The 12,681-nt window shown below is 65.6% G+C and carries 16 protein-coding genes; 5 read left to right on the forward strand and 11 right to left on the reverse strand.

From position 1 onward, the window contains the following. The gene (locus ACP15H_RS18220) at positions 1 to 753 is read right to left on the reverse strand and encodes an SDR family oxidoreductase (RefSeq protein WP_425067569.1); all 753 of its coding nucleotides are present in this window, start codon (positions 751 to 753) and stop codon (positions 1 to 3) included. Between the two features lie 40 nt (positions 754 to 793). Further along, positions 794 to 1,552 (reverse strand): TerC family protein, encoded by a 759-nt coding sequence (locus tag ACP15H_RS18225; RefSeq protein ID WP_425069925.1) that lies wholly within the window; start codon positions 1,550 to 1,552, stop codon positions 794 to 796. 80 nt (positions 1,553 to 1,632) lie between these two features. Between ACP15H_RS18225 and ACP15H_RS18230 the strand changes: the two genes are divergently transcribed. Then, on the forward strand, positions 1,633 to 2,871 hold the full coding sequence (locus ACP15H_RS18230; RefSeq protein ID WP_425067570.1) for an MFS transporter: 1,239 nt from the start codon (positions 1,633 to 1,635) through the stop codon (positions 2,869 to 2,871). Here the strand turns inward: ACP15H_RS18230 and ACP15H_RS18235 are convergent. The 3 genes from ACP15H_RS18235 to ACP15H_RS18245 all read right to left on the reverse strand — a co-directional run bounded on the left by ACP15H_RS18235 (position 2,844) and on the right by ACP15H_RS18245 (position 5,437). Continuing rightward, positions 2,844 to 3,824 carry an aldo/keto reductase gene (locus tag ACP15H_RS18235; RefSeq protein ID WP_425067571.1) on the reverse strand — a complete coding sequence of 327 codons (981 nt, stop codon included), beginning with the start codon at positions 3,822 to 3,824 and terminating at the stop codon, positions 2,844 to 2,846. The genes ACP15H_RS18230 and ACP15H_RS18235 overlap by 28 nt on opposite strands. Before the next feature lie 80 nt (positions 3,825 to 3,904). Continuing rightward, positions 3,905 to 4,900, reverse strand: a complete 996-nt coding sequence (locus ACP15H_RS18240; RefSeq protein ID WP_425067572.1) for a hydroxyacid dehydrogenase — start codon at positions 4,898 to 4,900, stop codon at positions 3,905 to 3,907. Between the two features lie 75 nt (positions 4,901 to 4,975). Beyond that, positions 4,976 to 5,437 carry an Lrp/AsnC family transcriptional regulator gene (locus ACP15H_RS18245; protein ID WP_304854349.1) on the reverse strand — a complete coding sequence of 154 codons (462 nt, stop codon included), beginning with the start codon at positions 5,435 to 5,437 and terminating at the stop codon, positions 4,976 to 4,978. A gap of 109 nt (positions 5,438 to 5,546) precedes the next feature. Here ACP15H_RS18245 and ACP15H_RS18250 point away from each other — a divergent pair, with 109 nt between their 5' ends. The 3 genes from ACP15H_RS18250 (at position 5,547) to ACP15H_RS18260 (ending at position 6,600) form a co-directional block, all read left to right on the forward strand. Continuing rightward, positions 5,547 to 5,795 (forward strand): DUF6356 family protein, encoded by a 249-nt coding sequence (locus tag ACP15H_RS18250; protein ID WP_425067573.1) that lies wholly within the window; start codon positions 5,547 to 5,549, stop codon positions 5,793 to 5,795. 23 nt (positions 5,796 to 5,818) lie between these two features. Further along, positions 5,819 to 5,953, forward strand: coding sequence for a hypothetical protein (locus ACP15H_RS18255; protein ID WP_425067574.1), 135 nt, complete (start codon positions 5,819 to 5,821; stop codon positions 5,951 to 5,953). Positions 5,954 to 6,216: 263 nt separating this feature from the next. Continuing rightward, on the forward strand, positions 6,217 to 6,600 hold the full coding sequence (locus tag ACP15H_RS18260) for an HPF/RaiA family ribosome-associated protein (protein WP_425067575.1): 384 nt from the start codon (positions 6,217 to 6,219) through the stop codon (positions 6,598 to 6,600). 13 nt (positions 6,601 to 6,613) lie between these two features. Here ACP15H_RS18260 and ACP15H_RS18265 read toward each other — a convergent pair whose 3' ends face one another. From ACP15H_RS18265 to ACP15H_RS18280, 4 genes are read right to left on the reverse strand one after another with little or no spacing between them, the layout of a single operon-like run. Next, positions 6,614 to 7,222 (reverse strand): DsbA family protein, encoded by a 609-nt coding sequence (locus tag ACP15H_RS18265; RefSeq protein WP_425067576.1) that lies wholly within the window; start codon positions 7,220 to 7,222, stop codon positions 6,614 to 6,616. Further along, complete coding sequence (locus ACP15H_RS18270; protein WP_425067577.1) at positions 7,219 to 7,752, reverse strand: hypothetical protein; 534 nt, start codon at positions 7,750 to 7,752, stop codon at positions 7,219 to 7,221. Before ACP15H_RS18270 ends, ACP15H_RS18265 begins: the two co-directional genes overlap by 4 nt. Beyond that, positions 7,749 to 8,924, reverse strand: coding sequence for a M20 aminoacylase family protein (locus tag ACP15H_RS18275; RefSeq protein WP_425067578.1), 1,176 nt, complete (start codon positions 8,922 to 8,924; stop codon positions 7,749 to 7,751). The genes ACP15H_RS18270 and ACP15H_RS18275 overlap by 4 nt, the downstream gene beginning before the upstream one ends. Positions 8,925 to 8,929: 5 nt before the next feature. After that, entirely contained in the window at positions 8,930 to 9,724 is a 795-nt protein-coding gene (locus ACP15H_RS18280) for an alpha/beta fold hydrolase (RefSeq protein WP_425067579.1), read from the reverse strand. A 49-nt stretch (positions 9,725 to 9,773) separates the two neighbouring features. Between ACP15H_RS18280 and ACP15H_RS18285 the strand changes: the two genes are divergently transcribed. Continuing rightward, positions 9,774 to 10,121, forward strand: a complete 348-nt coding sequence (locus ACP15H_RS18285) for an MliC family protein (protein WP_425067580.1) — start codon at positions 9,774 to 9,776, stop codon at positions 10,119 to 10,121. A gap of 121 nt (positions 10,122 to 10,242) precedes the next feature. Here the strand turns inward: ACP15H_RS18285 and cydB are convergent, their stop codons facing one another. Together cydB and ACP15H_RS18295 are read right to left on the reverse strand one after the other, a co-directional pair. Next, entirely contained in the window at positions 10,243 to 11,250 is a 1,008-nt protein-coding gene (gene cydB, locus ACP15H_RS18290; protein WP_425069926.1) for a cytochrome d ubiquinol oxidase subunit II, read from the reverse strand. Beyond that, entirely contained in the window at positions 11,247 to 12,680 is a 1,434-nt protein-coding gene (locus tag ACP15H_RS18295) for a cytochrome ubiquinol oxidase subunit I (protein ID WP_425067581.1), read from the reverse strand. Before ACP15H_RS18295 ends, cydB begins: the two co-directional genes overlap by 4 nt. Position 12,681 lies beyond the last annotated feature (1 nt).

Here is a 12,681-nt window from a genome sequence, read left to right on the forward strand (position 1 = left end):
TCAGTGGGCCGTCCAGCCGCCATCGACGAACAGCAGCGATCCCGTGGTGAAGGATGAATCGGACGAAGCGAGGAAGAGCGCGGCCTTGGCGACTTCCTCCGGCTGTCCGATGCGGCCCATGGGATGACGCACCTTCCAGAAGGCGCGGGCAGCTTCGGGATCGGGCTGCCGCTTCAGCGAGCGCGCCGGCATCGGCGTGTCGATGACTCCCGGCATCAGCGCATTGATGCGAATGCCCTGTGCCGCATGATCGACGGCGACGGTCTTGGTGAAGGAGACGATCGCGCCCTTGGAGGCGATGTAGGCCACGTTGGTGCCAAGGCTCGACTGCGCCAGCTGCGAGCCCAGGGTGACGATGGCGCCCGATTTTGCCGCGAGCATCGGCTGGATGGCGTGATGGACCCAGAGAAAGGTGCCCTTCACATTGATCGCGAAGGTGCGATCCCAGGTCGCCTCGTCAACCTTGTCGACGGTGCCGCCGAACGAGGCGCCGGCCGCTGTGACCAGCACGTCAACGCGGCCCCATTTGTCGAGGACCTTTGCCACGCCGGCACGCGCCTGGTCGTTGTTGCTGACGTCGGCCGGGATGACGAGAGTCTCGCCGCCGATCTCGCTGGCGACTTTCGCCAACCCCGCCTCGTCGAGATCGACCAGCGCCACCTTCGCGCCTTCGGTTGCGAACAGCCGCGCGGTCGCGGCGCCGATGCCGCTTGCCGCGCCGGTGACGATGGCCACCTGATCCTTGAGCTTCATGACGGAAGCTTAGCCCGCGCCCCCGTCCCTTGTCAGTGCGTCAGCGTGGGCGCTTGCGCAATGGACGTTTGCTCTGCGCGCGACGCGCCAGCATGTTCAGCCCCTCGACCAGCCCGGAGAACGCCATCGCGGCGTAGATGTAGCCCTTGGGCACGTGCACGCCCATGCCATCGGCGATCAGAGTCATGCCGATCATCAGCAGGAAGCCCAGCGCCAGCATCACGATGGTCGGATTGTTGCCGATGAATCGCGCCAGTCCGTCGGCCGCGGCCAGCATGAGGCCGACCGCCACGACGACGGCGATCACCATGACCGGAATATCGTCGGTCATGCCGACGGCAGTGATGATGCTGTCGAGTGAAAAGACCAGGTCGAGAATCAGGATCTGGCCGATTACGCCCGCCACGGTGACGCGCACGGCGGAGCCGACCGAAACCTCCTCGTCCTCATGCTCTGCCGCGACATGGTCTCTGATCTCGCTGGTCGCCTTGTAGATCAGGAACAGGCCGCCGCCGATCAGGATGAGGTCCCGCCAGGAAAACCCATGCCCGAACAGTGAAAAGAGCGGCGAGGTGAGTTGGACGATGAAGGCAACGCTGCCCAGCAGGCCAAGGCGGAGGAACACCGCCAGCCCGATGCCGATGCGCCGGGTCCTGGACCGCTTCTCCTCCGGCAGCTTGTTGGTCAGGATGGAGATGAAGATCAGGTTGTCGATGCCCAGCACGACTTCCATGACAATGAGGGTCGCGAGCGCGGCCCAGGCATTCGGGTCGCGGGCGAGAACGAGGAGCTCTTCCATCATCCCACCACCATAGGTCATTGCTGGGTCCCGCCGAGAGACCTTTATTTTGCACGACCGAGCCGCTAAGCCCGCAACCGATGCCTTCCCCCGCCGCCCCGCTGCGGCCCTCCCCCGCCAGCCTCCCGCCTGCTGCCCCGACGATCGCCATCGTGCTGCTGTCGGTTGCCGCCTTCGCGTCGGCCGCCAACATGCGCGTGATCGACCCGCTTCTGGTGCAGCTCTCTGCCGCCTTCGGCGTCACCGTCGGCGCGGCCTCGATCGCGGCCACCGCCTTCCTGTTTGCCAATGGCGTCTTCGTGCTGGTGCACGGCCCGTTCGGCGACCGCTACGGCAAGATGCCCGTCGTCGCCATTGCGTGCATCGGCGCCGCCTTGTGCTGCATGCTGAGCGCCGTCTCGGCGTCGCTCGGAATGCTCACCCTGGCGCGCTTCCTGACGGGCGTGACCGGCTCGGCGATCATCCCGCTGGCCATCGCCTGGGTCGGCGACAATGTGAGTTACGAGAAGCGCCAGGCGACCCTGGCCCGCTTCCTCACCGGCCAGACGCTCGGCCTGATGACCGGATCGGCCCTGGGCGGCGCCATCGGCGACTGGCTCGGCTGGCGTTCGGTCTTCTGGGTCCTGGCCGCGATCTACATCCTGGCCGGCGGCGCGCTGTTCGCCGTCATGCGCGCCCGGCCCGACATCGCCCGCCCGGGCGAGCGGGCGGCAGGCTCCATGATCGGCCAGATGATCCGCGTCCTCAAGCGGCCTTGGGCGATGACCGTGATCCTCGTCGTGGCGCTGGAAGGCGGCGTCTTCTGGGGCGCCTTCACCTTCGTCGGCGCCGACCTGCACCAGCGCTTCGACCTGGGCTTCGCCGCCATCGGGCTCGCCGTTGCCGCCTTCGGCGCCGGCGGCTTTCTCTATGTCATGATGGCGCACCATCTCGTGCGCATCCTGGGCGAGCGCGGCCTCTGCACCTGGGGCGGAACGGGCCTCGGCATCGCCTTCGCCGCCATGGCGCTGGCGCCGACCGCCGAGGTCGAGTTCGCCGCCATCGTCCTGTCGGGCGTGTCGTTCTACATGTTCCACAACACGCTGCAGACCAACGGCACCCAGATGGCGCCGGAGGCCCGCGGCGCCGGCATGGCGTTGTTCGCGCTGTGCCTGTTCGTGGGCCAGGCGATCGGCGTGCCCATCGCCGCCCCGATCGTCGACCGCTGGGGAGCGCCGCCCGTCTTCTGGGCGGCCGCCATCGTGCTGCCGCTGCTGGCCTTCTGGTTCTCCGCCGCAATCGGCCGGCGGGCTCAGTTGACCGGCGAAACCCGGAACTGATAGGGCGCCTCGAGCTCCTTGCACTCCTCAGGCGTGAGCGCGATTTCGGTCGACTTGGCGGCCGACGTCAGCTGGTCGAGATCGGTGGCACCGATGATCGGCGAGCCCATGTAGGGCTTGTGCAGCAGCCAGGCGAGCGCCGCCTGGGCCGGCGTGCAGCCCTTCCCGTTCGCGATCTTCTTCAACCTCTCGACGATCTCCCAGTCGCAGTCGCGATAGGTGCCGTCCTTGACGACTGTATCGTTCTTCGCCCGTTCGGTGGTGCCGCCACCGTCCTTGTTGCGGTTGCCGGCAAGGAAGCCGCGCGCCAGAGGTGAATAGGGGATGAGGCCGACGCCCTGCTCGTGACAGAGCCGGTTCATCTCAGGCTCCTCCTCGCGCTGAATCAGGTTGTAGAGGTTCTGCATGGCAATCGGCCGGGCGTAGCCCTTCCAGTCGGCGATCATGAGCATCTGCGCGAACTTGTAGGCCGGCATGGTCGAGCCGCCGATGTAGCGGACCTTGCCCGAGCGCACGATCTGGTCGAGCGAGTACATGGTCTCCTCGATCGGCGTGTGCGGGTCGAGGCGATGGACCTGGTAGACGTCGATATAGTCGGTCTGCAGGCGCTTGAGCTGGGCGTCGACCGAGGCCATCAGATGCTTGCGGCCGGTGCCGACATCGTTCTGGTTCTCGCTCATGCGGATGCCGACCTTGGTCGACAGCACGAAGTCCTCGCGCCGGGCCATCTTCATGAGCGTGGCGCCCATGATCTCCTCGGAGCGGCCGAAATTGTAGGTGTCGGCGGTATCGAAGAAGGTGATGCCGACGTCGAGCGCCCGCTTGAAATAGGCCGGTGCTTCCGACTCGTCGAACTTGCCCCAGCCCCGCCGGCCCTTGGCGCCCCACGAATTTCCGCCGAGACAGATCCGGCTGACGATCAGGCCCGAGCGGCCGAGCGGTCCATACTTCATCGATACCCCCTCCAAAAAGCTGCGGCACCGGTCGCTTCCGACCGATGCCGCATATCCAAACTCCGCCTTCGTGCGGGCTCCTAGCCCAGCACTTCCTTGTTCACGCAGTTCGCCGCATTGGGCCTGCCGTCGAACACGCTCAGGATGTTCTCGATGGCGGTGACGGCCATGCGGTCGCTCGCTTCCTGGGTGACGCCGGCCATGTGCGGGCTGAAGAACACGTTCTCCAGGGTGAACAGCTTGTTGGCCGGATCCGGCGGCTCCTTGTCGAGCACGTCGAGGCCGGCACCGCGCAGCTTGCCTGTGTTCAGCGCCTCGTAGAGCGCATCCTCGTTCACGATGCCGCCGCGCGCCGTGTTCACCAGAAACGCCGTCGGCTTCATCAGCCCCAGCGTCACTGTGTTGAACATGTCGATCGTCTCCGGCCCCTTCGGACAGTGGATCGACACATAGTCGACCTGCGGCAGGATCGCCTTGAGATCGGTGACCTTGGTGGCGCCGGCCTTCTCGATGTCGGCCTGCGATATGTTGGGATCGAGCACATAAGTCTCCATCTCGAACGCAACGCAGCGCTTGACCGTGCGCGAGCCGATGCGGCCCATGCCGACGACCAGCACCTTTTTGCCCGCGACGTCGGACGGCAGGTCGCTCAGCCGTTCGGCCCAGGCGCCGGTGCGCACCCAGCGGTCGGACTTCTTGGTGAGGCGCGACGCGGCGAGCATCATGTACATCGCGTGCTCGGCCACCGACACCGAGTTGGCGATGCCGGTCGTCATCAGCGGGATCTTGCGCTTGTTCAGCGCCGGGATCTCGACGGCATCGAAGCCGACGCCGAGGCGGGCCACCACCATCATGCCGGGCGCTGCGTCGAGCTCGGCCTGGCGGAACGGCGTGGCGCCCAAGGTCACGGCATTGGCGTCCGCGAGCTTCGGGTGCAGCGACGGGACCCGGTCATCCTTCAGGATCTCGTAGTCGACATCGTCACGCGCCTTGAGGACGGCAATTCCCGCCTCCGGCATGCGGCCGACGATCAGCACCTTCTTGCGGTTCTTGCCTGTATTCGGACCCGTATTCATCGTTTCCCCTGCGATCTTGTCATGCAAACGGGCGCGATCCTAAGGCCGGCCGGCGCAGGAGGCCAGAGCCCGTACCTAGGGCAGGTAGTTCAGGGGCAACCGGGTCGTCGACTTGATCTCCTCCATCGCGAACATCGAGGTCACGTCGGACAGCTCTATCTTGGCGATGAGGCGCTTGTAGAAGGCGTCGTAGGCCTCGATGTCGGGCAGCGCGAGGCGGATCAGGTAGTCGATTTCACCACTCATGCGATAGCAATCCATGACCTCGGGGAACGAGGCAATCGCCTTAGCGAAGCGGGTCAGCCACTGGGCGCTATGCTGGGCCGTACGCACCGCCACGAAGACCGTGACGCCGGCATTGACGGCCTTGCGGTCGAGCAGGGCCACGCGCGAGCGCACGATGCCCTCCTCCTGCAACCGGTTGATGCGGCGCCAGCATGGTGTGGTCGACAGGCCGACGCGCTTTGCCACCTCGGCCAGCGGCATGTCGGCATTGTCCTGGAGGCAATCCAGAATCTTCTTGTCAAAGGAATCCAGTGTGAATTTTCCGGCCATCGACCTTCCCGAGGAATGACATTCTCAACATTGGCGGTACAGGCGCAAAGGTAGCAAGCTGTTTCCGGCCCCCGCCGCTACAATTCCTCCCATGATCCGTCGCTTCACAGAACATCCCGCATCGGTCAACGAGACCTACTTCCAGCATATGGGCATGGCCTTCGGGTTCGGATCCAGGATGCTGATCGGCTCGCTTGCCTGTTTCGTTCACGGCTTCTTTCCGTGGCTGTGCCTGACCCGCGGCAGCGACACGGTCCGTACGCTCCATCACCGCATGGTGAGCCATCGCGTGGTACGTCCGGCCAAGGACGACGCCACCGTCGTCGCGGCGGGCGACTAGCCCCGCTCTCCAGCTTCGTTGGTTTGCCCGTCGCGACGTTCTTCCTCGCGACGATTGCTTTCGCCGCGTCTCCGGCTGAAGCACAGGACCGCGTCCCGGCGACGGTCACCGCGTCGATCGATTTCGTCGCCGACGTCGACCGACCGGAACCTGCTTGAGCGCGGCGTTCGATTCGGTGCCTCCCGTGCGCGCGAATTTTGCCGCGTTCAAGGCAGCCGCCGACAGATGGCGTGTTCCGTGAACATGCGCCTCCGCCTGGCCTCATCGCCACGAGATAAACCCCGCGCCGGCCCTTTGAATACCACGATGGAGACCTACGTTGAGGAAAGGCGGCTGCCGGGACGCCGTCAATAGAGTCCGCAACCCCTTCCCGACATGTTACGTTTTCCAAGCGGGGGAGCGACCATAAGCGGAGGCTGTAATGGAAACACCGGTACGGATCAGCTACCAGGGCGGCACACCGAGCGAAGCGTTGAATACGCTTATTTCCGAACATATCGACACACTCGAGAAGCTTCATGGCCGTCTCACGTCCTGCCAGGTGATCGTGCAGGTTCCCGATCGCCATCACCGGAGCAGCAACCTCTTCAGCGTCAACATCCACATCGCGCTGCCGGGCCATATCGACGTCAACATCGATCACACCTCGCATGACGACGAGCGGCTTGCCGATCCGACCTTCGCGGTGAACGATGCGTTCCGGCGCGCCAAGCGCCAGATCAAGGAACGGGCGCGCAAGCAGCGCGGCGAGGTGAAGAACCTCCACGAGCGCATCGATCGCACGCTGGATCGCGCAGAAGGCTAGCTCGCTCGGAGATCTAGCGCCGGCGCGGCACGCCCTTTTCGTCGAGTCTTTCGCGCAACAGGAAGACTCGATCGCCGCCCCAGAAAATCTCGCCGTCGAGGACGAAGCTCGGGACCCCGAAAATTCCCGACGCTTCTGCCTCGGTGCGCAGAGCATCGTGGCGGGCACCGCCTTCGCCTTCGAGAAAGGCCGCGAAGCCAGGCGGCGCCCCAGCCTGTTCGAGTGCCGAACTGACGGCCCCGATATCTTCCGGATCGAGATCGCGCCGCCAGAAACGAGCAAAGGCGAGATCGTTATAGGCGCGGAAGACGCCGTACTGCTGCGCATATAGCATGCCGGCGTTGATCGCGCGGGCATCATAGATCTTCTTCGGTCCCATCAGGGTCAGGCCCTGCTTGTTGGCGAATCGCCTTGCGTCCATGTAGGCATAGCGCACGCGACGCCAGTGATGCGGATCGCGCTGCTCGACCGAGCCCTGGAACGAGGCGATGTCGAGCGTGTAGGGCCGCCAGTCGAGGTCGATCTCGTAGTCGGCCTCCAACTCGTAAGCCCACGCCTTGGCCACGAAGGCGTAGGGGCTGACATAGTCGCTCCAGAGGATGACCGTCGCGCGCTCCGTCACGGTGAGCGCGTCTCCCGCCGCCACAGCCACCAGAAGGCGCCGCCGACCGCGACGACCATCAACGTGCCGACCAGGAGCAATATGGCAGAGTCCTGGATCCACGCCACGGCCGGCACCGACACAGCGAGGAACAGGCCGACGAGGCAGATGCGCCAGACCCGCGCGTGAACGCCTGCCACGAAGGTGCCGAGCGCGAGCAGGATCAACAGTGCGAGGCTGGTCGCATTGTCGTTCACGACGCCGCGCACCTCAGGCAGGAACATCAGCCACATCGCCGCCAGGAAGGCGAGCCAGTGGAGCGCCTGCGTCACGATGAGCCGCAGGTGATCGGCCGTCTTGTCGACTTCCCGCCATCCCGACATCACACAGGCGAGGCCATAGATCGGTGCCAGCACCATCCAGTAGGCGTAGGTCGTGGGCCCGCGAAACCCGGTCAGGATGACGCCGCCGACCGCCAGCGCCAGCATGGCCACATACGGGAGTTCCCGCAGCAGCCAGTGCCGGCTGGCGCCGTCGCCGGCGGTGCTCAACGCGGGTCCTTCGCCAGCCGCTTCTCGACCACGCGCGCCCACAGGGTCGAGCCCAGGGCGAGCGCCTCGTCGTTGAAGTCGTAGCTGGGATTGTGAACCTCGCAGCCGCCTTCGCCGCCGCCATTGCCGATGTTGATGAAGGCGCCCGGCACCTGCTCCAGCATGTAGGAGAAATCCTCGGAGGCCATCACGAACGGGCCCTCGCGGTTCATGTTCTCAGCCCCCACGATCTCTTCCGCCACGTCGGCGATGAACTTCACCGCGTCCTTGTCGTTGACGAGCGGCGGGAAGGCGATGCGCACATCGGCCTTGGCGCTGCCGCCCAACGTCTGCGCGATACCGCTGGAGATGGTCTCGATGCGCTCCTTGATCAGCGCCATCGTCTCCTTCTTGAAGGCGCGAATCGTGCCGCGCAGCACGGCTTCCTGCGGGATCACGTTGTAGGCGTCGCCCGAATGCATCTGCGTCACGGAGATCACCGCCGAATCGAGCGCCGCCACGTTGCGCGACACGACGCTCTGCAGCGCCGAGATGATCTGCGTCGCAATGATGACCGGATCGATGCCCGATTCCGGCCGCGCGCCGTGGGCGCCCTTGCCGGTGATGTGGATGTCGAACAGGCCGCCGCCGGCCATCTGCGGACCCGAGCGGATGGCGAACTTGCCGACGTCGAGCTTCGGCCTGTTGTGCATGCCGAAGATGATCTCGCACGGGAACTTCTGGAACAGCCCGTCCTTGACCATTGCCTCGGCGCCACCGCGGCCTTCCTCGGCCGGCTGGAAGATGAGATGCACCGTGCCGTCGAAGTTGCGCGTCGCGGAGAGATACTTGGCGGCGCCCAGCAGCATCGCGGTATGGCCGTCATGGCCGCAGGCATGCATGCGGCCCTTGTGCTGGCTGCGGTGGTCGAACGTGTTGAGTTCGTCCATCGGCAGCGCATCCATGTCGGCGCGCAGGCCGATGGCGCGCGGATTGTTGCCGACACGGATGGTGCCGACGACGCCGGTCTTGCCGATGCCCGTCGTGACCTCGCAGCCCCACTCCTTCAGCTTCTGGGCCACGATGGTGCTGGTGCGCTCCTCCTCGAAGCCCAGTTCCGGATGCGCATGGATGTCGCGCCGGAGGGCGGTCAATTCGGCGGCGGCGGCGGCGATCAGCGGTTCGATTTTCATGGCGGTCAGGACTCCAGCAGGAAGGCGGTCATTACACGACGAAATTCCGCGCCGTGCACGTTCGGATATGCATGGCCGCCGTCGGGCAGCACATAGGCGCGCGCGCCCGGGATCAGGCGCACCAGCTCCTCGGTGAAGTAGAGCGGCGTCACCGTGTCGTCGCGGGCGCAGACCGCCAGGGTGGGCGCCGTCACCTTCTGCAGCTGCTCGCGCCGGTCGTGCGCCACGATGGCCGCGATGCGCGACAGAACGATCTCGGGAACCGGGATCGTATCGAGCCCCTTCGCTTCGGCAGCAATGAGATCGGCATCATGGTCGCGCACCCAAGACGGTGAGTTCAGCGCCAGCGCGCTCGATTTGAGGTAGGCAGCCGGCCCCAGCTCGCGCAGCATCAACGCGCGTACCTCGAACAGTCGACGGAAGAAGGCGTCGGTCTTCGCCCAGGTGGCGCTCAGTACCAGGCGGTCGATCCGGGCAGGATGCTCGATCGCGAGGATCTGCCCCATCGCCCCGCCGGTCGAATGCCCGCACCAGTGAACCTTGTCGTAGCCTAGGCCCTCGATGAGCTGCAGCGCATCGTCGGCCATCTGCTCGACGCTATAGTCGATCCTCGACAGGCTGCTGCGCGCGGTGCCACGATGATCGTGCACGACGACGGTGAAATTCTTTGCCAGCCCGGACACGTTGTCGCCCCACCAGCGGCCATCGCCGCCGAGGCCAGCGACCAAAAACAATGCAGGACCGCTACCGTGGACCTCATAGTAGAGTTCGGCGCCGTCGCGCAGCTTGAACAGGGCCATTCCGTCTCCTCGGCGATTTGCTATGTTCGCCCCTGGAGGTAAGCGCACCATGAAGCGCCTGTCGATTCTTGCATTGATCCTGATTGGCGGCTGCACTCCGAAGGAGCAGCCGTTGACCAACATGATTCCGCGGCCATCGCCCGACGAAGCGACGCCGACCGGGATCGCCTACCTCTGCGACGGCCGCAAGGAAGTGTCGGTGGTCTACGCCAAGAATCGCGCCTCGGTGACGATGGGCGATCGGACGTGGCGCCTCGAATACCAGGGCAGCGCGCCGGGCTTCCGCTACGCCAGCGCGAGCACCGAATGGACCGGCCGCGACGATCTCGCCACGCTGCGGGAAACCGCCGGCAATCCCCTCGCCTTCAACTGTCGTCCGACCCGCCGCACGACGTGAGGCGATCTATCTCAGCCAGAGCTTGATGGCGTAGCCGACCAGCGCCGTGACCCCGACGCCGGCGGCCCACAGGCCAACGAACCACAGCCACTGACGTGGCCCGGGCATCACCGACCGCCCATCAGTGATAGCCCTCATGGCCGGTCTTGCCGCGGAACACCCAGTAGGAATAGCCGGTATAGGCTAGGATGATCGGCACCATGATCAGCACGCCGGGCAGCATGAAGGCCAGGCTGTCATGCGGTGCGGCGGCATCCCAGATCGAGACCGACGGCGGCACAACGTACGGATAGAGGCTGACGCCGAGGCCCGCCAGACCGAGGCCGAACAGCGCCAGCGCCATCAGGAACGGCGTATAGTGGTGCCCGCGACGCAGGCTCCAGAACAGGACAAACGTGACGATTGCCACCAGAACCGGCACCTGGGCCGTGAACAGAACCTGCGGCCAGGCGAACCAGCGCATCCAGTAGGCGTCGCGCAGGAAGGGCGTCGCGGCACTCACCGCCGCCATCGCCACGATCGTCGCGATACCGAGTCGGAAAGCGAGCCGGTGGCAACGCTCCTGAAGCGAGCCTTCGCTCTTCATCACCAGCCAGGTCGAGCCCAGCAACGCATAGCCACAGACGAGGCTGACGCCGACGAGGAGACTGAACGGGGTCAGCCAGTCGAACCAGCCGCCGGCATAGGTGCGGTTCTGGACGGCAATGCCCTGCAGCAGGGCGCCCAGCGTGATGCCCTGAGCCAGCGCCGCCACGATCGAGCCGCCGGTGAACGCCACGTCCCACAGCGGGCGATGACGCGGATCGCGCCAGCGGAACTCGAAGGCCACGCCGCGGAAGACCAGCGCCAGCAGCATCGCGATGATGGGCGCATAGAGCGCCGAAAGGATCATGCCGTAGGCCAGCGGGAAGGCCGCCAGCAGGCCGCCGCCGCCCATCACCAGCCATGTCTCGTTGCCGTCCCACACCGGCGCCACCGAATTGATCGCGCTGTCGCGCTCGCGACCGACCGGCAGGAAGGGGAACAGGATACCGACCCCGAGATCGAACCCGTCCATGACGACATAGGCCAGGATGGCGAAGGCGATGATGAAGGCGAAGAACATCGGCAGGTCGAACGGCATGATCAGGCCTCCTTGCCGGTCGCGAGCGATTCGGCCACCGCCGGGGCGGGCGTGATGCCCGCGGCCCGCACCGGCTGGTCGCGCCGCGGCCCCTCTTCGCCGAAATGCGGCGGATGGGACATGAGCTTCAGGATGTAATAGGTGCCGGCGCCGAAGGCGAAGAAGTAGACGACGACGAAGGCCAGCAGCGACGCACCGACGGCAGGCGCGTCGAGCGCGGACGCGGAATCGAACGTGCGCAGCAGGCCATACACCGTATAGGGCTGGCGACCGACTTCCGTCGTCACCCATCCGGCGATGACCGCGATAAATCCGGCCGGTCCCATCGCCAGCGCGAACCGGTGCAGCAGCGGCCAGTCGTAGAGGCGCTTGCGCACGCGCGCGAGCAGGCTGAAGGCCGCGAGGGTCAGCATCAGCATCCCCATGCCGACCATGATCCGGAAGGACCAGAACACGACGGGGACCGGCGGCCAGTCCTTGCGGTCGACCGTGTCGAGCCCCTTCAGCGGCGCGTCCCACGAATGCTTCAGAATCAGCGACGAGGCCTTGGGAATTTCGACGGCGAACAGGTTCTTGCCCGCGGCTTCGTCCGGCCAGCCGAACAGAACCAGCGGCGCGCCGTGGGGATGGCTCTCGAAGTGGCCTTCCATGGCCATGACCTTGACCGGCTGGTGCTCCAGCGTGTTCAGCCCGTGCTGGTCGCCGGCCAGGATCTGAAGCGGCGCCACCACGGTGATCATGCCCATCGCCATCGAGAACATGACGCGCGCGCCCTCGTTCGCCCCCTTTTCGGCAGGTTTGGCGCGCAGCAGATGCCATGCGCCCACCGCGCCGACGACCAGCGCCGTCGTCAGATAGGCGCCGAAGACCGTATGCACGAGCCGGTAGGGAAAGGACGGGTTGAAGACGATCGCCCACCAGTCGGCCGGCACGAACTGACCGCCCGCATTGATCGCGTAGCCGGCCGGCGTCTGCATCCAGCTGTTGGCGCTCAGGATCCAGAAGGCCGAGAAGAAGGTGCCGACCGCAACGGCGAGGGTCGCCGCGAAATGCAGCCCCTTGCCCACACGGTTCATGCCGAACAGCATGACGCCCAGGAACCCCGCCTCGAGGAAGAACGCGGTCAGCACCTCATAGGCCATCAGCGGGCCGACGATCGGCCCTGCCTTGTCGGAGAAGACCGACCAGTTGGTGCCGAACTGGTAGGACATCACGATGCCCGAGACGACGCCCATGCCGAAGGCCAGGGCGAAGATCTTCAGCCAGTACTTGAAGAGGTCGAGATAGACCTGTCGTCCGGTCCACAGCCACAGCCCCTCGAGCACGGCGAGGTAGCTGGCCAGGCCGATCGAGAAGGACGGGAAGATGAAGTGGAACGAGACGGTGAAGGCGAATTGCAGTCTCGCGAGGAAGATGGCGTCCAGTCCCTCGAACATC

The organism is Reyranella sp., from assembly GCF_965249915.1.
Classification (GTDB): Bacteria; Pseudomonadota; Alphaproteobacteria; order Reyranellales; family Reyranellaceae; genus Reyranella.